Source organism: Flavobacterium longum (assembly GCF_965137575.1).
GTDB classification, from domain to species: Bacteria; Bacteroidota; Bacteroidia; order Flavobacteriales; family Flavobacteriaceae; genus Flavobacterium; species Flavobacterium longum.
In genome coordinates this window covers 241,170-264,394 of record NZ_CBCRZJ010000004.1, presented here as the reverse complement: position 1 = coordinate 264,394, position 23,225 = coordinate 241,170, and the positions used below count along the sequence as shown (strand labels likewise).

Here is a 23,225-nt window from a genome sequence, read left to right as displayed (position 1 = left end):
TCAGTCTATCGAGACTTTGCTGTAACTATTGAGTTTATCCAGGTGTAAAATCGTGCGGGTGTTGGCCTGATTCTCTGAATACATCAAATTGAATTTGGCACCATACACCATTTCGGAAAAAGTATAGGACGTTCCGGCCGCCACGGTTGTACTGAACAAATCGTCAAATGCTTTTACGGACACAATAAGTTCGCCCTCGGCTTGGCTGAAATCCTCGGCACCGAAACCAAACAACGGACTGCTTTCCGTAATTGGGTGCACCAACGTCCAACTCAAATTCAAGGAGTTGATTTTTGCCATTTCCATATCTAGGAAAAAGAACTTGGTCACGGGTTTTCCGTTTTCGGTCACGACCATCGCCAAAGTCATCTTCGCTTCGGCATCTGTAAGGTTGTTGTTTTTATACGGCGCCATGCGTACCATGAGCGCTTTGATCCCATTGTATGGCGCGACAACCGCGTGGGCCGAAAACCGTAAGAAAGCCTTCGGTTTGCTGAAACGCGCATAAAACAAACCCGTGGCAATGGCAAAACTGAGCAACCCGACAAGTGCTTCGCCCGCCGCGAGCGTACTGGTCAGGAATCCGCTTGGGCTGATGTGTCCGTAGCCTACCGTAGTAAAAGTTTGTGCGCTGAAAAAGTAAGCCTTCCAGAATTGGTTCCAGGCCGAACCGGTGGTTTCAATGCCGTCAAGGTACTCGATACCTATGATGAAATACAATGTCGCGAAAATCAAGTTGACGCCTGCATAAAAAGCGAAAATCACCAGCATGAACCGCCAGCGCGGCATGTTGATCATGGTATGGTACCAACTCACGCGGTCCAGCCAACCGCTGCCTCTTTTGGACACATTGGCTGTCCCGTCTTTGTTGACGAAACGTCCGCCGTAGTTCGACGGATTCGTCCCGAAGCCCGAATTCGCTTCGGCCTTCGCCCTGCTGTTGAAAGTCTTTTTAAGATCCATAACCCCGTTTGTGCAAATGTAAATGTTTCGCCCTGACGTCGTACGGGCAAAATCCATATATTTGAAAGAGTGGCCACCTAACGATGCGAATCTACGGCGACTGCGACACCGGCCGACCGGTCCGAAAAAACCAAATCCGTGGAATAATAATCCGGAATCAGGAAATAATCAGCGCCCCGAAATTGCCCAAAAGTCCTGTCTATATTTGATTTCAAATTAAATGTATCGGTTTTGAAAAACTTCATCTACATAGCGGCCTTTTTACTTTCGGTGGCTTCTGCGGCGCAAACGGCCAAAACCGACAGCCTGACCAGAATGCTGAAAGTAGTCCGGACAGACTCGGCCAAAGCCAACCTGCTCAACAAACTTTCGGTGCAATGGCGTGAGATTTCACCAGATTCAGCGATGGTTTATGCGAAACGTGCCGCAGCATTATCGCAAAAAAACGGATACGATCTCGGTGCCGCCAACGCCCAAATCAACCTTGGCAACACAAACATAATCCTTGGCAACTACCGTGCAGCCAAAGCGCATTTCGAAAGTGCGAAGCAGATGTTCGAAAACATCCGAGAAGACCAACCCGACAACAACATCATCAAGATTCATCTGGCCCGCGCCTGTGCAAGCCTGGGTGTGGTTTATTCAGAGGAAAGCAACTACTATCTGGCGCTCGAACATTATCAGAAGGCCGCCGTTTTATACCAAGACTCCGGTGAAAACCAAGGCCTGTCCAAGGTGTACAACAACATGGCTGTGGTTTATAAATCACAACAAAACTATTCGAAAGCGCTCGAATTCCTCAAGAAAGCGCTTCCCATACAACAGCAAACCGGCGAAAGTACGGTGCCGGTAACGCTCACCAACATCGGGGCAATCCATGCCGAAACCGGGCAATGGAATGATGCCTTCCGCTACTACCAGCAGGCCGAAAAATTATTCAAATCCTATGACAATCCGCGTGGCTTCGCGCTCCTGACGAACTATCTGGGCGACTACCATCGGCAAAAAAGCCATTTGGACGAAGCCGAAAAATACTACCGGCAATCGCTTTCGCTCAACGAGCAGATGCAACACAAATTCGGGGCAGCATTGGCGCTCTACAACTTGGGGCAATTGTATTTCCAACAGAAACGGTATGCCGAAGCCTTGCCGATGGCCGAAAAATCATTGGCGTACGCGAACCAAATCGGGGTGTTGGACCAAACCTACCACAGCGAAAAACTGCTGAGCGATTTGTATCACGCTACCGGGAAACCCAATGAAGCATTCGCCCATTACAAGAACTACATCGCGGCGCGCGACAGCATCACCAATCTGGAAAACACCAAGAAGCTGGCGCAGGCCGAAATGAAATACGACTACCAGAAAAAAGAAGCGCTGTTGAACGAACGGAACAAACGCCAAACACAGCTCACCATTTTTGCGGTGCTCGGAACGGTCTTACTCATCGGCCTCATCTTGTTAGCCTACAACCGCCGGCAAGTCAAGAAAAGGCTCACACTGGAAAAAGAAGTGGCGGAGTATGAGCAGAAAGCGCTGCATTTGCAAATGAACCCACATTTCGTGTTCAACTGCTTGAGCTCCATATCGAGTTTCATCGTACAGAACGGTACCGATCAGGCGTTGAAATACCTATCGAAGTTCTCGAAACTGATGCGCTTGACGCTCGAATATTCGAAAGACGCGCTGATCCCGATCGACAAGGAAATCGAAAGCCTACAGAATTACCTGGAACTCGAGCAATTGCGTTTCCACAACAAATTCACTTTCAACATCCAGGCGAGCGACAATGTCGAATTCAACATGGGCTTGCCGCCGCTGCTGGTGCAACCGTTTGTGGAGAACGCCATATTGCACGGCGTGGTCCCGAAAGACGACGGTGGCAAAATCGAGATTTACTTTGATGTGGAGGGCGGCCAACTGACCTGTACCGTAACCGACAACGGCATCGGGCTGCAGGAATCGAAAACCCTCAAGGAACATTCGGTAACGGCGCACAAATCGATGGCGCTGGACATCACCCGAAAAAGGCTGGACATCATGGAAACGACGACCTCCAAATCGGCCCAAATCGAGATTACCGACCTGAAAAACGAAAACAAAAATGGGACGCGCGTCAAGTTGCGCCTGCCCGTACAATACATTCCATAAGATGATATCAGCCATTTTAATAGACGACGACCAACATTTGCGCACCGGCCTGAAAGCGCTCCTGGACCGGTACACCAACGACATTGAAATCATTGGCGAGGCCGAAAGTGTCAAGACCGGAATTGCGGTGATCGAGAAACTGCGGCCGCAGGTAATTTTCCTCGACATCCATCTCAACGACGGCACCGGCTTCGACATCCTTGAAAAATTGGCCAACAAGGATGGCAAGATCAAATCGCACATCGTGTTCATCACGGCGCACGAACAGTATGCGGTAAAAGCGTTTAAGTTTAGCGCGCTTGATTTCATCTTGAAACCCGTCGATCCGGAGGAATTGCAGCGTACGATGGCGAAAATTAAGGATGCCGTAGGCCAAACGAACTCGTTTGAACACATTGATTTGTTGTTGGAAAACATTCGCAAAAAGGTTGATAATTTCAAACGGATTGCGCTCTCGACGTCGGACGGCATCCATTTGTTTGACGTGGCGGACATCATCAGGTGCGAAGCGAAAGTCAATTACACGCAGTTTTACATCAAGAACCACAAACCGGTGTTGATTTCCCGGACACTCAAGGAATACGAGGAATTGCTGACCGAACACGGATTCGAGCGCATCCACCAGTCGCACCTCATCAATTTGGCCTATCTGAAATCATACATCAAGAACGACGGCGGATACGTGATTATGGCCGACAACACGAACATCCCGATTGCGCAGAGCAAGAAGGAACGATTGCAAGAACTCATCAAAGCACTCTAAACCAGAATGAAAAAACACCACCATATCATGAAGAAAATTACGCTGCTCCTATTGTTTTTTGCCGGGATGGTAAATGCGCAAATCCTGACGTTTACCGACCCCGCGTTAAAAAGCAACTTGCTGCTGTCTGATGTCAACAATGCCGTGGCGCTCAATTTTGCCGATCAACAAATGAAAATCGACGTGAACAGCAACGGTGAAATCGACCAATTTGAAGCCAACCTGGTCAAGAAACTTTTCATTACAGACAATGCCATCACGAGCGTTGGTGGCCTTGAAGATTTTGCGAACCTGCAAATCCTCTGGATTTGGAATCCGGCAATCACAAATCTTTCGTTGACGATGCCGACAATTAAAGAACTGGATGTCCGAAATACCGGTGCATTGGTTTCCATCGACGGTACGGGCATGACGGCACTCGAAAAGGTATATTGTACGTTAAACAACGCCTCGCTGGCTGCTTTGGACTTTTCAGGATGCACGGCACTCAACGATGTATACGCACCGAGCAATCCTTTACTGGCGACGGTAAACCTCACCGGTTGCAGCGCGCTCGCCACTGTCGACGTGAATTCCTGTGCATTGACCCAATTGACCTTGGCAGGCTGCAGCGCCCTGAGTTCTTTACATTGCAACGGCAATCAAATCACTGCACTGGACCTTACGGATGCCGTTGCTTTGCAGACTTTGAATGCCTTATCGGTTACGACGTCGAGTATTATCCTCAATGCGCCGAATACGCTGCAAACGGCTTGGTTCTACACCGACCAGCCCTCATTGGATTTATCCAATTATACGGTGCTCGTAGATCTGGACCTGCGCGGCAACCTACCGATCAACGTCAATCTGCAAGGCTGTACCGCACTGGATTCGCCAGACTTTCAATCGAATGTCGTGAATCTGGATCTTTCCGGCTGCACATCGCTCGTCACGCTCGGGATGGCAGGGCCAATATTGGAATCCGTAAATCTGGAAAACACGCCGCAATTATTGAGTGTATCTTTTTCTTCAGCTACGCCCAATACCACAATGTCTGGCCTTGATGTGTCAAACCACCCGAATTTGTTGTACTTGATCGTCGATAATTTTGCCTTGGATTCGCTGCTCATGGACAATTGCCCCGCATTGACTGAGCTGCGCCTTTGGAAGACGACTTTGCCGACCATTGACTTGAACGGACATCCTGCCCTGGGACAACTCATTGTAACAGAAAATCCGGTGATGACCGAACTGGACCTGTCGACACTTGAATTGCCGAACGCGTTTTTGTGGATTGCAGACAACCCGGTGTTGACTTATATCAATTTAAAAAATGGTATCGCCGAAAATTTCAACCTGGTCTCGAACTTCGGCCACGAAATCTTCATTTGCCAGGATGAGCAATACGTCGCCCAGACGTTAGCCAATATTCTTCCCGAAGACACGCCCGACCCCGTCAATTGCAATTCGTATTGTTCATTCGTTCCAGGCGGCGATTACAACACCATCACCGGAAGAATTCTGTTCGACGGCAACAATAATGGCTGCGACAGCGGCGACACACCGCGTCCAGACATTAAGCTGTCTATTAATGATGGTACCGAAACGGGCAGCACGTTTTCCTCAAATACCGGAAATTACCACTTTTACACCGGCGCCGGCAGTTTTGACGTGTGGGCCGATTTTGAGAACGCTGCATTTTTTAACCTATCGCCCGCAACGGCTGCCGTTTCTTTTGCCGACGACAACAACAACGTGGCGACACAGGATTTCTGCCTGACGGCCAACGGCATCCATCCCGACGTAGAAATCGCCGTGGCGCCTATCGTGCCGGCACGGCCAGGATTCGTTGCCGTCTATCAGATTGTCCTCAAGAACAAAGGAAATCAGACACTATCAGGCAATTTCAACCTTACTTTTGATGACGACGTGCTGGAATTCAGTTCCGCAACGCCGGCTACAAGCTCGCAAGCTACCGGATCGTTGAATTGGAACTACGTGAATCTTGCGCCGTTTGAAAACCGGTCTGTGTATGTTTCGCTCAATGTGAACACACCAACCCAAACGCCAGCGGTTAATGCCGGTGACATCCTGACCTTCACCGCTACGGCCAACCCGATTGCCGGTGATGAACATCCGGGCGACAACCAACTTGTCCTGCAACAAACCGTTGTCAATTCTTTTGACCCGAACGACATTACCTGCCTGGAAGGCGAAGTGGTCTCGCCGGCCCAAATCGGAAACTATTTGCACTACATCCTGAATTTCGAAAACCTGGGTTCGGCCGAAGCGGCGAACGTGGTGGCAAGGATTGACATCGACGAGAGCCAATTTGACATCAGTTCTTTACAAGTCCTCAACACGTCTGCTGAGAGTTACATCCGAGTATCGAACAGTACGGTCGAATTCATTTTCCAGGACATCAACCTCGCGCCGGCCGCCGGCGATCCACCAGTGGGCGGACACGGCAACGTCTTGTTCAAAATCAAATCGAACGGCCAACTGACGACAGGCGATGTTGTGGGGAAGAAATCTGACATCTATTTCGATTACAACTTTCCGGTGGCTACCAATATGGCACTCACGACATTCCAATTGTTGGGCAATCCTGCCGTACCGGTTGATCCCAGCATCAGTGTCTATCCGAATCCTGCGCAGGATCAGGTAAACATCAGCTGCGGGAATGCTGTCCATTCCGTGGAAATATTTGACATCCAAGGCCGCATCCTGCAAATTTCGTCACCAAACAGCAGCCAGGCGGTCATTGACCTTTCAAACCGGGCATCGGGCACTTATTTCTTCAGGATACGCAGCGAAGCCGGTACCATAGTCACTAAAGTCATCAAAGACTAACACAAACACAAAAACGACATGAAAAAACTATTATCCATATTGCTGCTGGCTTCGGGCTTGATGTCGGCGCAAATCGTAACGATCCCAGACGCCAATTTCAAAACGGTTTTGCTTTCGGCAAATGCCACCAATAACATCGCACAGGGCGCAACCATCGACGCCAATGCCGATGGCGAAATACAAGTGTCCGAAGCGGCGGCCATTGTCTTTCTAGATGTACAAGGCGCAAGCATCGCTGATTTGACCGGAATCCAATCGTTTACTGGACTGGAGTTGCTGTTTTGCGGAAACAACCTGCTCACCACCATCGACGTGAGCGGGATGCCAGCCTTAAAAGTACTGGTGGCCGACCACAACCAGATTACGTCAATCAACGTGGCAAGCCTAGTCAATCTGGAAAGCATCGAACTGAGTAACAACCAATTGACCTCATTGGCGCTGAACGGACAAGGTTTGTCCAGCCTGCGCGGGGTGAGCGTCGGGAACAACCAGTTGACGTCCATCAATGTAAGCGGCATTTCGACCTTGGAGAATTACAGTTTTCCGAACAACCAGATGACCACACTGAATTTGAGCGGGTTGGCCAATCTGAAATCTCTGGACTGCTCCGGCAACCAACTCACATCATTGGCCATCAACAATTTATTGAATATGGAATTGCTGTCTTGTTACGGCAATGCCTTGACGTCATTGACTTTTTCGGGTGCGATGCTCAATTTCAACAGCATCAATTGTTCGCAGAATCAGCTCACGTCGCTCAACGTCGGCAACCTGACCAATCTTGTTGAACTGCGTGTGAACAACAATACGCTGACAACGCTCAACACCACTGGCCTGACCAGTTTGAAAACACTGGACTGCAACGTGAACAACTTTTCGGCAATCAATGTGACGGGATTGACCGCTTTGGAATTTTTCAGCATCGATCAAAACGAACTGCCGTCATTGACCATTGACGGGTTGCCGAATCTGAAATCGATCAGCCTAATGGAAAACCAATTGACCACGCTCAATTTAAGCAACTTGCCCGCACTCACGCAATTGAACTGCGGCAAAAACCTCTTGACATCCGCTGATTTCACCAATTTGCCGTCGCTGGAATATCTGTTTTGCGAACAAAACGCCTTGGCCTCGCTTACGGTCGCGGGTATGCCTAATCTGCAGCGTCTTTTCTGCCATCTCAACGACTTGACCAGCCTCAACTTGAGCAACCTTCCTAATTTACAGATTCTTTGGTGCGATGACAACCAATTGACCACGCTGGATTTGTCTGACCTGCCGCTGCTGACACAATTGCAGTGTTCGAATAACATACTCAATACGCTCGATTTGGCGCCGGTGACCAACTTGGAGTATTTGTATTGCCCGAACAACCAATTGACAGCACTCGACTTGACCGGGCTGAACGCCTTGCAATTGCTCTGGTGTAGCCAAAACGCACTGACGGCCTTGGACATTTCAGGCATGACCACACTGCGCGAACTCCATTGCGACAACAATTCCATCCCTGTGCTCAACACGACTGGTTTGGTGAATCTCGAGAGATTGTTTTGCCGCAACAACCAGATTCCTGTGTTGGACTTGAACGGACTGACCAAATTGGTACAGCTTGATTGTGCTGGAAATCTCCTGACGACGTTGGATGCGAGCACTTGTACGGATCTGGTGCTGAGCATCGACTGTGGCAACAACCAATTGCAAACCCTTTTCGTGAAAAATGGCGCGTATGAGAGCGTGGCTTTCTATGACAATCCGGACCTGCTCTATATCTGCGGCGATGAAGTCCAGATCGGCGACCTTCAGATTGCCGCCATCACGAACAACCCTGCTACGGTGGTAAGTTCCTATTGTTCTTTTACGCCCGGTGGCGATGTCAACAAAATCACGGGCATGATCCGATTCGACGAAAACAATGATGGTTGCAACGCAGTTGACGTGCCCGGATACGACGTGCGCTTCAACCTCACCGGTCCGGAACAGAGCGGCACGTTCGCCAATGTGTTAGGAGAATACACGCTTTATACTTTGGTGGGCGATTATACGCTGAACGCAAGCCTCGAAAACCCGTCATACTTTAATTTGTCGCCGACGACTGCCAGTTTTAATTTTCCGGTGCTGGACAATTCCGTACAAACCCAGGATTTTTGTTTGACGGCCAATGGCGCGCATCCGGATCTGGAAATCGTAATCATGCCTTTCGGCGTGGCGCGGCCTGGTTTTGATGCAGACTACATGGTCGTGTACAAAAACAAGGGCAACCAAACGTTGTCCGGGACGGTGAATGTGGTTTTCGACGCTGACCTTACCGATTTCGTATCTGCGACGCCGACCGCCGATAACATAAGTACGAGTGCGTTGCTGTGGAATTTTGCCGACTTGCATCCGTTTGAAACGCGCACGATCTACTTTACCCTGAACGTGAATACGCCATTGGAAACCCCGGCGGTTGATTCGGGCGATGTGCTGGACTTCACGGCGAGCATCAACTTTGCATCCGGCGACGACACGCCGCAGGACAATGTTTTTGGACTGAAACAAACCGTGGTGAACTCATTTGACCCGAACGCCAAGACTTGTCTCGAAGGCGATGTGGTTTCGCCGGAGCGCATCGGGCAGTACCTGCATTACAATATCGAATTTGAAAACCTGGGTACGGGCGAAGCGATCAATGTCGTCGTGAAGGACATCATCGATACGAGTAAATTTGACATCTCGACCCTGCAGGTATTGCAATCATCGCATCCGATGCGTGCCAGCATCAAAGACAATGTGGTGGAATTCTACTTTGAAAATATCAATTTGGCACCCGCGGCCGGCGATCCACCGGTAGGCGGCCACGGTAATGTGCTGTTCAAGATCAAGACGTTGGAAACACTTACCGTTGGTGACGAAGTAGAAAACAAGGCCGACATCTATTTTGATTACAATGCCCCGATCCTGACCGATGTGGCCAGAACGTCCTTCCAATTGTTGTCTAACCCGGACGTAGCAACCGACACAAGCATCATCGTCTATCCAAATCCGGTGCGCGATATCGTGAATCTGTCTTGCGCAACAACCATACAAACCGTCGAAGTATATGACGTCGGTGGGCGGCTTTTGCGGACGGCGATCGTCAACGCAGGTTTGGGAAGTTTAGACCTCTCGCAACAGGCTTCGGGAATCTACTTCCTGAAAGTCACCTCCGACACAGGGCAATACATTGGCAAGGTTGTCAAAAAATAACCTGAAAATCCCGAGTTGCTTCGGGATTTTTTTATGACCTTTTTTAACGCACCGGCGGCTGGTCTAAAAAATAGAAATGTGTAAATTTGGAAGAAGCCGAAAAAAATCGGCACTAAAGATTATGGACAGTTTTATCTTGGACGAGAATATTCCAATCATGTACGTCACGGCCCAGCGGTTTCCGGAAGGTATCGAGGCCGCATTCGACATCTTGTATAACACCGTCCCACAAAAGGAAGAAAGGCGTTATTTCGGCGTGTCAAGACCTGAAAATGGTACCATCGTGTATCGCGCGGCGGCTGAAATTTTGGGCAACGAAGATGCCGCGTCATTCGGATTGGCGTCGATGGTCATCAAAGGCGGTTCGTACAATACCTACTACATCAAGGATTATCGTGAAAACACCCAGGCCATCGGCGACTGTTTCCAGCTATTGTTAGGCCAGGCCGAAGTAGATCCCGACGGGTTTTGTGTGGAATGGTACATCGGAGAAGATGACGTGAAGTGCATGGTGCGATGCAACGACCAAGATTACCCGGTAGACAACTAAACAACAATTATGGATACAAACAAAGCAATCACAGTAGAAACGATGGTGAAAGCGCCTATCGAAAAAGTTTGGAAACATTGGAACAACCCTGACAGCATCAACCAATGGTGTAGCGCATCGCCCGATTGGGAAACCGTTAATGCGCAAAATGATTTGCGTGTGGGCGGTGAATTCTCAAGCCGGATGCAGGCCAAAGACGGCAGCATGGGTTTTGACTTTGGCGGCATCTACACAGATGTTATCCCGAACCAATTCATCGCCTACCGGATGGCCGACGGTCGAAAGGTGGAAATAGCGTTCCGTGAAGAGAATGGGCTCACACACATCCGCGAGACGTTCGAGAAGGAAGACCAAAATCCTGAGGACTTGCAGCGCGGCGGCTGGCAGGCGATTTTGGAAAGCTTCCGTGACTTTACCGAGAACAACTAAACGCTTGTGGATTTGAAGCCGCGAATTCGCGAATGGTTTGCCGTTCGTGAATTCGCGGTCTTTTTTTGTTGGCACGCCCGTGCCCACCCTGTGGGCAAAAATAGCCCCATTTCACCTTCCCCATTACGGCTAACCCGCAGCAATGGTTAATTCCTTTTCACTCCTTCGCCTTCCCTACTGCATACACGCCGCCTGCTAAACAAGCCAGCGCCAACACGAGATAAACGATGCCTTGCGTCTGGCCTGATTCGTTCGACGCGTCAATCTTTAGCCCCAAAAAGTTGATTTCCTTCGTACTGTCGGCCAGCTTGTTTGCGCCGATGTAGCCAACGCCCAAAGCGATGACAATCAACAAAATTCCGATTGCTTTTTTCATGATTTTGGTTTTTGGCCAAATTAGAAAAAGGCAATCGGAACCGTTTTATACAATTTCCGAAAAAAATTATTTGCTCAAATACATCTTGCGGCGCGAATACAAGTCGTAGAATTGGTCGTCCTTTAAGTCATCGATGAACAGAATGCTCTCGCCGGTCGATTTCATTTCAGGGCCGAGCGCTTTGTTCACATTCGGGAATTTGCTGAACGAGAACACCGGTTGCTTGATGGCGTAACCCTTCAATTGCGGATTATAGGTGAAGTCGGTGACTTTATTGTGGCCCAGCATGATCTTCGTGGCGTAATTCACATACGGTTCGCCATACGCCTTTGCGATGAAAGGCACCGTACGCGACGCGCGCGGGTTGGCTTCGATGATGTAAACCGTATCGTCCTTGATGGCAAACTGGATGTTGATGAGCCCAACCGTGCGCAATGCCAGCGCGATTTTCTTTGTGTGGTCTTTGATCTGTTGCATCACGAATTCGCCCAGGTTGAACGGCGGCAACGTGGCGTTCGAGTCGCCGGAGTGGATGCCGCAAGGTTCGATGTGTTCCATGATACCGATGATGTAAACATTCTCGCCGTCGCAGATCGCGTCCGCTTCAGCTTCTATGGCGCCGTCGAGATAATGGTCCAGAAGGAGTTTGTTGCCCGGGATATTTTTGAGCAAATCGATGACGTGCTCTTCCAATTCCTGTTTGTTGATGACGATTTTCATGCCTTGGCCGCCCAATACATACGACGGGCGCACCAGCAGCGGAAAGTCGAGCACATCGGCCAGTGCGGAAGCCTGTTCGGCATTCTCGGCCACACCAAATCTCGGGAACGGAATCTTGAGTTCTTCCAGAAGTTGCGAAAAACGGCCGCGGTCTTCAGCCAAATCAAGCGCATCGAAACTGGTACCGAGGATTTTGATGCCGTAACGGTCGAGTTTCTCGGCCAACTTCAGGGCCGTTTGCCCGCCCAATTGTACAATGACGCCTTCGGGTTTTTCATGTTGGATGATGTCGTAGATGTGTTCCCAGAACACCGGTTCGAAATAGAGTTTGTCGGCCGTGTCGAAATCCGTGGAAACCGTTTCCGGGTTGCAGTTGATCATGATGGTTTCATAACCACATTCCTTGGCCGCCAATACGCCGTGCACACACGAATAATCGAACTCGATGCCCTGCCCGATGCGGTTCGGGCCAGAGCCCAAAACAACTACTTTCTTACGGTCGGAAACAACGCTTTCATTGGACACATATTTCTGCCCGTCGGCGGTTTCAATTTCCGCCTCGAAAGTCGAGTAATAGTACGGCGTTTGCGCTTTGAATTCGGCGGCGCACGTATCCACGAGTTTATAGACACGCTTGATGTTCATCTCCTGGCGCAGTTTGTACACCTGGCTTTCCAGACAGCCCATCATGTGCGCAATCTGGCGGTCGCCGTAGCCTTTTTGCTTGGCTTCCAGCAACAATTCGCGCGGCAAAGTATCTACTTTGTATTGGGCGATTTCGCGCTCGAGCAAATACAGTTCTTCATACTGGCGCAAAAACCACATGTCAATACGCGTGATTTCATGGATGCGCGACAGCGGGATACCCATGGCGATGGCGTCGTAGATCACGAAAACGCGGTCCCAACTGGCATAGGTGAGTTTCTCGATAATCTGTTCGTAGTTCTTATAGCCTTTGCCGTCGGCCCCGATGCCGTTACGCTTGATTTCGAGTGATTGCGTGGCTTTGTGCAACGCTTCCTGGAACGAACGCCCAATGCCCATGACCTCGCCGACTGATTTCATCTGCAGGCCGAGTGTACGGTCTGAACCTTCGAATTTGTCGAAGTTCCAGCGTGGGATTTTCACGATGACGTAATCTAAAGTGGGTTCGAATAAAGCCGATGTCGATTTCGTGATTTGGTTTTGGAGTTCGTCGAGCGTATAACCAAGCGCCAATTTAGACGCGATTTTAGCGATGGGATAACCCGTAGCTTTTGAGGCGAGCGCCGATGAACGCGACACGCGCGGGTTGATCTCGATGGCGACGATGTCTTCTTTTTCATCTGGCGATACCGCAAACTGCACGTTGCAACCGCCGGCGAAATTCCCGATGGAACGCATCATCAAAATGGCCATGTCGCGCATTTTCTGGAACGTCGTGTCAGACAACGTCATGGCCGGAGCCACGGTAATTGAATCGCCGGTGTGGATGCCCATCGGGTCCATGTTTTCGATGGAACAGATGATGACCACATTGTCATTCTTGTCGCGAAGCAACTCCAGTTCGTATTCCTTCCAACCAAACAAGGCTTTGTCGATCAAGACCTCGTGGATGGGCGAAGCTTCGAGGCCGCGCGTGAGCAACTCATCGAAGTCTTCTTTTTTATGGACGAAAGCCGCGCCCGTACCGCCCAGCGTGAATGATGGCCGGATGACGAGTGGAAAACCGAACTCCTGCGCGATTTCCTTGCCTTTCAAAAACGAGTTGGCTGTTTTGGCCGGTGCCGCCGGAACGCCGATGCGCTCGAGCAGCTGCTTGAATTGTTCGCGGTCTTCGGTGACATTGATGGCGTTGATATCGACCCCGATCATGCGGACGTTGAAATCTTCCCAAATGCCTTTCTCGTCGGCTTCCAGACACAGGTTGAGCGCCGTTTGCCCGCCCATAGTGGGCAACACCGCATCGATTTGCGGGTTTTCCTTGAGGATTTTGACGATGGATTTGGTGGTAAGCGGCAACAGGTACACGCGGTCGGCCATGGCCGGATCGGTCATGATCGTGGCGGGGTTGGAATTGATGAGGATGACCTCGATGCCTTCTTCGCGGATGGAACGTGCCGACTGTGAACCGGCATAGTCAAATTCGCATGCCTGCCCGATGACGATTGGACCTGAACCGATGATGAGGACGGATTTGATGGAGTTGTCTTTTGGCATTGTAGTTAGTGGCTAGCGGTTAGTGGCTAGCGGCTGGATAAGTGTTGTTGTATAGTTGCATTTTCCTAGCCCGGATGGCCGCGGATAGCCTTTTGAAAAAAACTGCTTTGTTTTTTGGCGTTGTGACGGCGACCAACGGAAGCCGGAAGAAAGCGAAAAAAACAGCGGATTTTGAAAAAGCTATGAGCAAACAGCCGGATTAGCTTCAAAATAAATCAGTAAACGAAAGAACAAGGTATAAAAAAAGGCGCTACCAGGTAACGCCTCTTTGCTTTTCAAAGCAATTATTTCTTATGTCTTGGCTCAGAAGAGACAGTCAACTTGTGACGGCCTTTTGCCCTTCTGCGAGCGAGTACTTTCCTACCATTTGCAGAAGCCATTCTTTCCATAAAACCGTGCTTGTTTCTTCTTTTTCTTTTTGATGGTTGAAACGTTCTCTTGCTCATTGCTGTGTATCTTTAAAATCTTTGAATCTTTTGTTGGGGATTTTTGAGAATTGGTTTTCTCGTAAACCGGGTGCAAATATAGGAAGTTATTTTGTTTTGGCAAATGGTTTTGAAAAAAAATACATGTTCTTTTGTCTTGAAACAAAAGAACCAAAAATTCAAGGCTGATTTTAGTTTCCTTGGTTTCCACGGTTTCCTTGCGCCGTACGCCAGCCGAGCCGCTCGTCGTTCCTCCTCGTCTTTTGCGTCTGGCTGCTTGCAAGTAACATTGCACATCGTCTTTCAAGCGCAACGTCAACCGGGAAATCTACGAAAACTAAAATAGGCCGAAGAACCTAGCCGAGACCTTTCTGGAACCAATAGTAGTTTGTCTAACCGAAAGTTAATTTAGAAATGTTCTCTTTTCGGGCGCTGCGCCAGCAAGCCCGAATAAAAACCAATTCCACTTAGTGCGGCCTACGTGAAAATAGCGTAGAGAAAAACTGAGCAAGTGAGCGTTAAAAACTGCGGGCTGTCTGAGCGATAGCGAGTTCTCCGCAGTTTAGCGAAGGCAGCCAGTTTTTTAGCAATTTTCATGGGCCGCCGCGTTTTGTTACTTTGCCGCGACGCAAAGTAAGTCGCGCCGACAGGCGGCATGCAAACAATAGTAACGAAAAAACGCGAACCCTTTTGAGTTAAAAGAATAAAAGAAATACCTTTGCCACCGCAAATCCACACGACAATGTTCAATAAAAACATAAAACTGATCCTCGCTGTAGCGCTTTTTGCGTTTGCGATCTACGAGTTTACCGAGGGCGAAATCGGGAACGGCATTTTTCTGCTCCTGTTGACGATTCTTCCGATTGTATTGTATTTCAAGAACGAATTCATTTTGCTGGCGTTCCTGCGGCTGCGCAAACAGGATTTTCCCGGCGCGCAAAAATGGCTGGCCAAGATTTCGAATCCTGAAACTGCGCTCATCAAAAAACAGCAAGGTTACTTTTATTACCTGCACGGCATGATGACCATGCAAAGCAATCTGTTCGACGCCGAGAAACACTTTAAGAAAGCCGTGGCTTTGGGCTTGAATATGGATATGGACATGGCGGTGGCCAAATTGGGATTGGCGCAGGCAGCCATGGCCAGAAGACGTAAACTGGAAGCGACAAACCTCATCAATGAAGCCAGCAAGTTGGACAAACACAACATGATCAAAGACCAGATCAAGATGCTGAAAGACCAATTGAAGAAAATGTAAAATCTGAGACGATTTAATAAAATGAAAGGCTATTCTGTAACGAATGGCCTTTTTTGTTGCTTGATAACATAGAAATAATTATAAAATATTGACAATCAAATAATTTTTTATGTAAGTTTGCGCTGAGTGTAATCCTTAATTCCCCATATTATGCGATTAATATTACTCGGACTATTGCTTATTTTCTTCACGACGGCACGCAGCCAAAAAAAGTCGAGCCAGCAAGACGATTGGGCCGATCAGACCGTTTCGTTTTCTGACGCCATCAAGGCACATCTCAAAAAATACAACACACAAAGCGACATTGTTTTTGAAAAAGGCGACATCGCCAAAGGACAAGCGCTGTTTGATTCTTTGGTGCAGAACTATCTGGTCGGGTCGCGGTTCAATGATTTTTCACTGAAAAGCGTCAACAGCGGAAAAATCAAGTTGAGCAAACTCAAAAAGCCGGTTTTCATCATTACGTACGCTTCGTGGTGTGTCATGGATCGGGGCGAGATTGCCGCGCTCAACAAACTCTCGCGCAAATACGCCAAAGAAGTAAAATTCATTGTTTTGTTCTGGGACAAGAAATCGGAAGCGAAGAAATTCGGACGGAAATTCAGCGGCAGCATCGAGGTTTGTTATGCCAATGAATCTTACCGGAACGATGCGAAGATTGTCGCTACGCTAAAACATACGCTTGGCTTTCCGACATCGTATTTCCTGAACAGCAACCTGGAAGTGGTCGATATCAAACGCGGCGGTATCAAGGTAGCACCGCGTACGCCCTACCGCGAGTCGTTCACGCAGAACTACAACTTGTTCAACGAAAGGCTTACGGAATTTATGGTGAAAAAAGACCTCGTACACGAACAACTGGCCGCAGCACCCGACACCGACTGATTACTTCCCGAAGAGCATTCTCCCTGCTATCAGCAACAGCACCACGCCGAAGATTTTCTTGAGCGTTTTCTGGTCGATGTTCAGTGCAATCTTACTCCCAAAATAACTCCCGACAATAAAAAAGACCGCAATAATGGCCGCGTACCGCCAGTCTATGGCGCCGGCCTTATGGTAATTGATCACCGCAAGAAATGCCACTGGCGGCAACAAAACAGCGAGACTTGTGCCTTGCGCTTCTTGCTGGGTCAAACCCATATACAAAAGCATCGGAACGATAATGATGCCGCCGCCGATGCCGATAAGCCCGCTCAACAGACCAGCCGCCACGCCGATGGCCACCAAAATCAATACGGTGTTTACATCCATGGGCTTCATGCTAATATCCGCGCAACGGAATGTCTATGGTGTACTTCTTCTTGGCCGCGTTGCCCAACTTCTTGTCGCGCAACCACGGGTTGTGGATTTTCAGGATTTTATAATTGATGCCTTGCTGCATCGCAAAATCGGCCAAATCGGTCACGGTCGAATCGACTTCGACTTTACGCACCGGCAGGTTTTCGTATAGTTCTTCGGGCGATAAGGTAAAGCCGTACAACGCCGGGTTTTTCATGATTTCCTTGAGCGCCAGGATGCGGAAAACATAACGCGAGGTTTCGTCCGTCAGGAGCAAATCATAGTAATTGCTCACTTTCTGGATGCCGACTTGTTTCCCGACGCCGGCCAGCCCGCCGTTGTAAGACGCCGCGGCCATTGTCCAGGAACCAAAACGTTGTTTGGCCGCAAGCAAGTACCGGCAAGCCGCTTCGGTTGATTTCTCCAAATGGTAACGCTCATCGACTTCTCCGTTGATCTCCAAGCCATTTTCGCGGCCGGCGCCTTCCATGAACTGCCAGAAACCTCTCGCTCCCGCGGGCGACACGGCGTTGAGCAAGCCGCTTTCGGCAACGGCGAGGTATTTAAAATCATCCGGTACGCCGTATTTGGCGAGAATCGGCTCGATAATCGGGAACGAACGGTTCGCACGTTTGATGATGAGCAGCGTCGTGGCATCTAGATTCGCATTGACGATGAGCTCTCGCTCGAATCGTTCGCGGACATCGGCCACGTTTAGCGGTGCGGGCTCGCCAGCGAATTCGGCAGTGGCGGGAATGTACCGTTTGATGCCGTCGCTTTTTACGACAACTTCTTTTGCCGGGGTTTTGGGCACGGCGTTGATCAACAATCCGCTGACCAATAAGAGGAGAACGCCCAGTCCTGTGGTTCTAATCGCTTTCATCGTTAGTTGTTTTATGTTACTTGTAAACTTACGAAATGTCGGTTTTATTTTATCCCGTCGAGGATAATTTTGGGAAGATTTTCATTGAGCCAGCGGTAACGGTTGACGATCATGATGTGCGTGCCGCCCTTCACCGGAATGTAACCTTTGATATACTTCGCCGGAAACACTTCATCGGCATCGCCATGGATGTGGATGACGCTGTCGTCCGGTTCGCATCGGTCCCAAAGCATGACTTGTGCTATGGCCCATTCGAGGTATTTCAGGTCGCGCACGGAAAGATACTTTTCATACAGCTTAAGCCGCTGGTTGATTTTTGCCCCGAAAGAATACTTGGCCAAATCCTCAACTTTCAACAGCAACTTCAAAGGCAGCCATTTGTAAGCGCCGGTGGTTTTCGCAATCTTGAATTTTCGCGGATATTCAGTATTGCATTTCGCGCTGGAAATGATGATGGTTTTTCGCACCGGAATTATTTTCGCGATTTCCTGCACCAGTATGCCACCGAAGGAAACGCCTACCAACACAGGGTTTTCATGGGCAATTTTTTTTGCCATCCGCGCGGCATAATGTTTCAACGATTCATTTTCTTCGGGCAACATCCACTCGAGCAACACGGTTTCAAAAGTATCTTCCGGAAGCTTGATCCGTTCGAAAATCGTCGGGCTTGCCGCCAGACCGGGCATGAAATAAACAGGGATTCTTGCCATCGTTTTAACGTAACACTAACAGCGGTTCAGGATTTTATTCCGAACTTTGCAATATTAGCTTTTTACACGAAAGCGACATCGGTCTGCGTTTTATTTTATCAATAAATTATGATGTCCGAAAACCCTACATCGATGGAAATTAAAGACAATACCTTTCAACGGCAATTTGAGGCACTGCACAACGGCTCACTGGTTTCGGTGGAGTATTCGTTCCAGGAACGAAAGATTTTCCTGACACGCATTAACCTTCCGGCAGGGTTCAATGATGAGGAATTTGTCACCGAATTGCTCAAGAACATCATGGCCATTGCCGAAGAACGCAGGCTGAAAGTGGTGCCGACGTTCCCAAAAATAGCGGCATTTTTTCGGAAAAACCCACGCTACAAGGAATTGCTTCCGCCGGGTATCAAAATATAGAATACCGCGCGCTTTCAAAAAACAGGAGATTTGACGGACAATTTGGACAATTCGAAATCCTGAAATCCATGTTCGCCGTTCCATAATTATTTGCGGATTTTAGCGTTTTCAAAAAGAACGTATCTTTAAACGATGTCTGACACCCACGCGAAAGTCCTTGCTTTTTTCGAACACATCGACCAATATTATGGCCTGCATACCGAAATAACGGACGGGTTGTATTCGCGTTGGGACGATTTTGATGCCAATTTCACCACTTGGAATTTGTCGGAATTCACGTTGATCCGATCGGCATATCGCAAGAAAGGCGACCGCTTTATGATGGAAGGCGAAAAAATGTACTATGAAATTTCGGCCAAACTCATCGTCGATTTCAAACAGCCGGCGCGGCACACCTATGAGTTCGTGGAGTTATACGGCACCGACGTTTACCGGATCACCAAAATTAAATTCCATTCGAAATATTAATGATTGACAACGTCAAAATCATCAAAACCGAAGTATTGTCCGACAACTGGTATGTACTCCGAAAAGTCACTTACGAATACACCAAAAAAGACGGCAGCGTCCAGACACAGAGTCGCGAAGCCTATGATCGTGGCAATGGCGCAACGATTTTATTGTACAACAAGTCCCGCCGAACCGTTATACTGACGCGGCAATTCCGTATCCCGACGTATGTCAACGGAAACGCAAGCGGAATGTTGATTGAAGCCTGCGCGGGTTTGCTCGATAAAGACAATGCCGAAGACGCAATCCTACGTGAAACGCAGGAAGAAACCGGCTACAAAGTCTCGGATGTCAAGAAAATTTTCGAAGCCTATATGTCGCCGGGGTCGGTGACCGAAATCGTCCATTTCTTTGTCGCCGAATATGAGAAGGAAATGAAGATAGATGACGGCGGCGGCTTGGCAGACGAGGAAGAAAATATCGAAGTTTTGGAATTCAACATCGACGACGCACTAAATATGATTGAGACTGGCGAAATCAAGGACGGAAAAACGATCATGCTGCTGCAGCACGCGCGGTTGAAGAATCTGATTTAAAATATCATGAAATATTTGTCCATTTCCGTATTGGTTGCTTGCAGTTTAATGGCCATGGCGCAGACGGCAGAAACCCAATATGCCGACATTCTCGTCGATTCTTATTACTCGCAAGCCAACAAAAATTACGATGACTTTTACGGCGGCACGACCCGAGCGTTTCCCGTGTTGATCACACCTGAGGTCGTTCTCGGCGCCAACGAAACGTATTTCGTCAGCCTGCCCGAAAAAAGTTACGTTACGGTGCAGTTCACGGACAACCAGATTATCGATTTTCCCGATCAAGATGATATTTTCATCACCGAACTCGGCTGCAGCGGCGAAAAGGCGGAAGTTTTCGTCAGTTCGGACGGAAAAAGATTCATCAGGCTTGGCATTGTCGACGATTGTCGTGTGAGCTCGCTGGATCTGGCGGCCATCAATTTTAAAGCCGTCGTGCATTTCGTGAAAGTCGTCGGTATCGGAAATGCTGGCGGCTCGCCGGGTTTCGATTTGGTCAACATCAAAGGTTTGCCGAACGCGAACATTGAAAGCTACACTGACATCTCGGCAATTAGCGACTATTTCAATAATCCCGAAGGCAAGAAAATCATCCTTGAAAATGTTTATTTCGCCAGCAACCGTTTTGAATTGAATGACGATTCAAAACATTCGCTCGACGCACTTTTACGGCAGTTGAAAATGCATCCAAACGTCAGCATCAAAATCGTCGGGCATACAGATGATGTAGGAGATGAACAATCGAATCTAGACCTTTCGGCAAACCGCGCAAACGCTGTACGGGAATTTTTGGTCAAAAGCGGCATCAGCGACAACCGTATTGTATCCGAAGGCAAAGGCGAAACCCAACCCATCAAAAGCAATGGTTCGGATGACGGCAGAAAAACCAACCGCCGCGTCGAATTTGAAATCGTAGAAAATTAAACTGGAATTGCCGCGAATTCAAACCGCACACAGCCGTCTTCGTCGATCGTCGTCAAAGTCACTTCATGCAATGTATTGACCAACCCTGGATTCCACGGCGCTTTCACCTTGACGTAATTCTCGGTAAACCCGTGGATGTAGCCTTCTTTGTTTTCGCCCTCGAATAAAACGGTTCGCATCGTACCCAATTGGCTTTCGTAAAACGCCCGGCGCTTTTTCACGGACAATCCGCGCAACATTTTGGAACGTTTCGCACGAACGTTTCCGGGAACGACGCCTTCAAAAGCCGCCGCTTCGGTATTGTCGCGCTCGGAATACGTAAAAACATGCAAATACGAAATATCCAAATCATTCAAAAAATGATAGGTTTCCAAGAAATGTTCATCGGTTTCGCCCGGAAAACCCACGATGACATCAACGCCAATACAGGCATGCGGCATCACTTCCCGGATTTTTGCCACGCGTTCTGCATAGAGTTCCCGCAGGTAGCGGCGCTTCATCTTTTTTAAGATGTCGTTGCTGCCTGATTGCAACGGAATGTGGAAATGCGGCACGAACGTACGGCTTTTCGAGACGAAATCAATGGTTTCGTTCTTGAGCAAATTCGGTTCGATGGACGAAATCCGCAAACGCTCGATGCCTTCCACTTGGTCAAGGTTTTGCACCAATTCCAGAAACGTATGCTCGTGCTTTTTATTCCCGAACTCGCCTTTGCCATAATCGCCAATGTTCACGCCCGTCAGTACGATTTCCTTGATGTCTTGCGCCGAAATTTCCTTCGCATTTCGCAACACATTGTCCATCGTATCCGATCTCGAAATGCCGCGCGCCAACGGAATCGTGCAATACGTACACTTGTAATCACAACCGTCCTGCACTTTCAAAAAGGCGCGTGTCCGGTCGCCGATGGAATAGGAACCCACATAAAAATCCGCTTCCACGATTTCACAGGAATGCACCTCGCCCATGTCATTCTTGGACAGGTCATTCAAATAATCGGTAATCTTGAATTTTTCGGTCGCGCCCAGAACAAGGTCAACGCCATCAACCGCAGCGAGTTCTTCCGGTTTGAGCTGTGCGTAACAACCCACGGCCGCCACAAACGCCTTGTCGTTCTTTTTCATCGCCTGACGCACGACCTGCCTGAATTGCTTGTCGGCATTTTCGGTCACCGAACACGTGTTGATTACGTAAATGTCAGCAACGTCCTCAAAATCGACACGGTCAAAACCTTCCTGCTGAAACTGACGCGCAATCGTCGAGGTTTCAGAGAAGTTGAGCTTGCAGCCCAGTGTGTAGAAGGCGACTTTCTTTTTTTCCATAATGGCGTTCCGGCAGATTAATGTCCGGCCAATCCTCAAATTCACATGCTGCCGTCGCGGCTTTCGCTATTATCTTTTGCTCGTTGCCTCGCAAAAGGATAGCCGCTGCAGTCGCTAACGCATACTCCTAAAATTGAGCGTGCAAATTTACAACAAATATCAAATCGGCCGCGAATTCGCGAATTAAAAAATCTCTTCATCGCGATATTCCTGTCCAAGCTAATTCATTGAAGATTAAAGGTTTTCTTAAAAGCGTTGTCGCCGTCGTCTCGAATACTTAATTTTAGTCTGCAACCCAATAAAGCAATCATGAAAAACCTATTTCTTGCCGTAGCGCTGTTGGTGGCAGCGTCGGCACCGGCGCAAAAAAGAATCGAAATCACTGACTTGCCCAAACCGGCACTGGATTTCATCGAAAAACATTTCCACGGCATATCAGTCGATAAAGTCAAGAAAGACGCCGAACACGGCGAAAAAGGCTACGAAGTCATCCTCGGCGACGGCACCGAACTGGAATTCTGGAAAGACGGTTCTTACCGTGAGGTCGATGGTCGCGGAAAAGCCATTCCGACAGCGTTCATCGACCCGAAAATTGTGGATTACGTGACCAAGAATTATCCTGACCGAAAAATCACACACATCGACTACGGCCACAAAGACGTGGACGTAGACCTAACCGGAAAACTGGATTTGGAGTTTACGAAAGACGGCACATTCATAAAGGGCGAAAAGGATTAACAGCATCAGGCGAATC

The 23,225-nt window shown here is 48.8% G+C and carries 21 protein-coding genes; 13 read left to right on the top strand and 8 right to left on the bottom strand.

Annotated elements, in window-relative coordinates; translation table 11 throughout:
* Window positions 1-963 (bottom strand): ion channel, encoded by a 963-nt coding sequence (locus ACM9J1_RS09255; protein ID WP_415581748.1) that lies wholly within the window; start codon window positions 961-963, stop codon window positions 1-3.
* 231 nt (window positions 964-1,194) lie between these two features.
* Between ACM9J1_RS09255 and ACM9J1_RS09250 the strand changes: the two genes are divergently transcribed.
* The 6 genes from ACM9J1_RS09250 to ACM9J1_RS09225 all read left to right on the top strand — a co-directional run bounded on the left by ACM9J1_RS09250 (window position 1,195) and on the right by ACM9J1_RS09225 (window position 10,913).
* Window positions 1,195-3,114 carry a tetratricopeptide repeat protein gene (locus ACM9J1_RS09250; RefSeq protein ID WP_415581747.1) on the top strand — a complete coding sequence of 640 codons (1,920 nt, stop codon included), beginning with the start codon at window positions 1,195-1,197 and terminating at the stop codon, window positions 3,112-3,114.
* 1 nt (window position 3,115) lies between these two features.
* Window positions 3,116-3,877 (top strand): LytR/AlgR family response regulator transcription factor, encoded by a 762-nt coding sequence (locus tag ACM9J1_RS09245; RefSeq protein WP_415581746.1) that lies wholly within the window; start codon window positions 3,116-3,118, stop codon window positions 3,875-3,877.
* A gap of 27 nt (window positions 3,878-3,904) precedes the next feature.
* Entirely contained in the window at window positions 3,905-6,709 is a 2,805-nt protein-coding gene (locus tag ACM9J1_RS09240) for a DUF7619 domain-containing protein (RefSeq protein WP_415581745.1), read from the top strand.
* Window positions 6,710-6,727: 18 nt separating this feature from the next.
* Entirely contained in the window at window positions 6,728-9,934 is a 3,207-nt protein-coding gene (locus tag ACM9J1_RS09235; RefSeq protein ID WP_415581744.1) for a DUF7619 domain-containing protein, read from the top strand.
* A 121-nt stretch (window positions 9,935-10,055) separates the two neighbouring features.
* Window positions 10,056-10,484: a hypothetical protein gene (locus tag ACM9J1_RS09230; protein ID WP_415581743.1), complete on the top strand. Its 429-nt coding sequence runs from the start codon at window positions 10,056-10,058 to the stop codon at window positions 10,482-10,484.
* Window positions 10,485-10,493: 9 nt separating this feature from the next.
* Window positions 10,494-10,913 carry an SRPBCC domain-containing protein gene (locus tag ACM9J1_RS09225; protein ID WP_415581742.1) on the top strand — a complete coding sequence of 140 codons (420 nt, stop codon included), beginning with the start codon at window positions 10,494-10,496 and terminating at the stop codon, window positions 10,911-10,913.
* Between the two features lie 157 nt (window positions 10,914-11,070).
* Here ACM9J1_RS09225 and ACM9J1_RS09220 read toward each other — a convergent pair whose 3' ends face one another.
* From ACM9J1_RS09220 to rpmH, 3 genes are all read right to left on the bottom strand, one after another.
* Window positions 11,071-11,289, bottom strand: coding sequence for a hypothetical protein (locus ACM9J1_RS09220; RefSeq protein WP_415581741.1), 219 nt, complete (start codon window positions 11,287-11,289; stop codon window positions 11,071-11,073).
* A gap of 66 nt (window positions 11,290-11,355) precedes the next feature.
* Window positions 11,356-14,208: a carbamoyl-phosphate synthase large subunit gene (gene carB / locus ACM9J1_RS09215; protein ID WP_415581740.1), complete on the bottom strand. Its 2,853-nt coding sequence runs from the start codon at window positions 14,206-14,208 to the stop codon at window positions 11,356-11,358.
* 284 nt (window positions 14,209-14,492) lie between these two features.
* A complete protein-coding gene (rpmH, locus tag ACM9J1_RS09210) occupies window positions 14,493-14,654 on the bottom strand; it encodes a 50S ribosomal protein L34 (protein ID WP_026979292.1) in 162 nt (53 codons plus the stop codon).
* Between the two features lie 721 nt (window positions 14,655-15,375).
* Here rpmH and ACM9J1_RS09205 point away from each other — a divergent pair.
* On the top strand, window positions 15,376-15,891 hold the full coding sequence (locus tag ACM9J1_RS09205; protein ID WP_415581739.1) for a DUF2892 domain-containing protein: 516 nt from the start codon (window positions 15,376-15,378) through the stop codon (window positions 15,889-15,891).
* 150 nt (window positions 15,892-16,041) lie between these two features.
* Window positions 16,042-16,776 carry a TlpA family protein disulfide reductase gene (locus ACM9J1_RS09200; protein WP_415581738.1) on the top strand — a complete coding sequence of 245 codons (735 nt, stop codon included), beginning with the start codon at window positions 16,042-16,044 and terminating at the stop codon, window positions 16,774-16,776.
* Here the strand turns inward: ACM9J1_RS09200 and ACM9J1_RS09195 are convergent, their stop codons facing one another.
* From ACM9J1_RS09195 to ACM9J1_RS09185, 3 genes are read right to left on the bottom strand one after another with little or no spacing between them, the layout of a single operon-like run.
* A complete protein-coding gene (locus tag ACM9J1_RS09195; RefSeq protein WP_415581737.1) occupies window positions 16,777-17,151 on the bottom strand; it encodes a sulfite exporter TauE/SafE family protein in 375 nt (124 codons plus the stop codon).
* Window position 17,152: 1 nt separating this feature from the next.
* Window positions 17,153-18,052 carry a lytic transglycosylase domain-containing protein gene (locus tag ACM9J1_RS09190; protein ID WP_415581736.1) on the bottom strand — a complete coding sequence of 300 codons (900 nt, stop codon included), beginning with the start codon at window positions 18,050-18,052 and terminating at the stop codon, window positions 17,153-17,155.
* Between the two features lie 44 nt (window positions 18,053-18,096).
* Window positions 18,097-18,762, bottom strand: coding sequence for an alpha/beta fold hydrolase (locus tag ACM9J1_RS09185; RefSeq protein WP_415581735.1), 666 nt, complete (start codon window positions 18,760-18,762; stop codon window positions 18,097-18,099).
* Between the two features lie 132 nt (window positions 18,763-18,894).
* On the opposite strand from ACM9J1_RS09185, the gene ACM9J1_RS09180 reads away from it, so the two are divergent.
* The 4 genes from ACM9J1_RS09180 to ACM9J1_RS09165 all read left to right on the top strand — a co-directional run bounded on the left by ACM9J1_RS09180 (window position 18,895) and on the right by ACM9J1_RS09165 (window position 21,149).
* On the top strand, window positions 18,895-19,179 hold the full coding sequence (locus ACM9J1_RS09180; RefSeq protein WP_415581820.1) for a GNAT family N-acetyltransferase: 285 nt from the start codon (window positions 18,895-18,897) through the stop codon (window positions 19,177-19,179).
* 132 nt (window positions 19,180-19,311) lie between these two features.
* Window positions 19,312-19,647 (top strand): hypothetical protein, encoded by a 336-nt coding sequence (locus ACM9J1_RS09175; RefSeq protein WP_415581734.1) that lies wholly within the window; start codon window positions 19,312-19,314, stop codon window positions 19,645-19,647.
* Window positions 19,647-20,225 carry a GDP-mannose pyrophosphatase NudK gene (nudK, locus tag ACM9J1_RS09170; RefSeq protein ID WP_415581733.1) on the top strand — a complete coding sequence of 193 codons (579 nt, stop codon included), beginning with the start codon at window positions 19,647-19,649 and terminating at the stop codon, window positions 20,223-20,225. Before ACM9J1_RS09175 ends, nudK begins: the two co-directional genes overlap by 1 nt.
* Before the next feature lie 6 nt (window positions 20,226-20,231).
* Window positions 20,232-21,149 carry an OmpA family protein gene (locus ACM9J1_RS09165; RefSeq protein WP_415581732.1) on the top strand — a complete coding sequence of 306 codons (918 nt, stop codon included), beginning with the start codon at window positions 20,232-20,234 and terminating at the stop codon, window positions 21,147-21,149.
* Here ACM9J1_RS09165 and mtaB read toward each other — a convergent pair.
* Window positions 21,146-22,474, bottom strand: coding sequence for a tRNA (N(6)-L-threonylcarbamoyladenosine(37)-C(2))-methylthiotransferase MtaB (mtaB, locus tag ACM9J1_RS09160; RefSeq protein WP_415581819.1), 1,329 nt, complete (start codon window positions 22,472-22,474; stop codon window positions 21,146-21,148). The two genes, ACM9J1_RS09165 and mtaB, sit on opposite strands and share 4 nt — an antisense overlap.
* A 306-nt stretch (window positions 22,475-22,780) precedes the next feature.
* Here mtaB and ACM9J1_RS09155 point away from each other — a divergent pair, with 306 nt between their 5' ends.
* Complete coding sequence (locus tag ACM9J1_RS09155; protein WP_415581731.1) at window positions 22,781-23,209, top strand: PepSY-like domain-containing protein; 429 nt, start codon at window positions 22,781-22,783, stop codon at window positions 23,207-23,209.
* Window positions 23,210-23,225 lie beyond the last annotated feature (16 nt).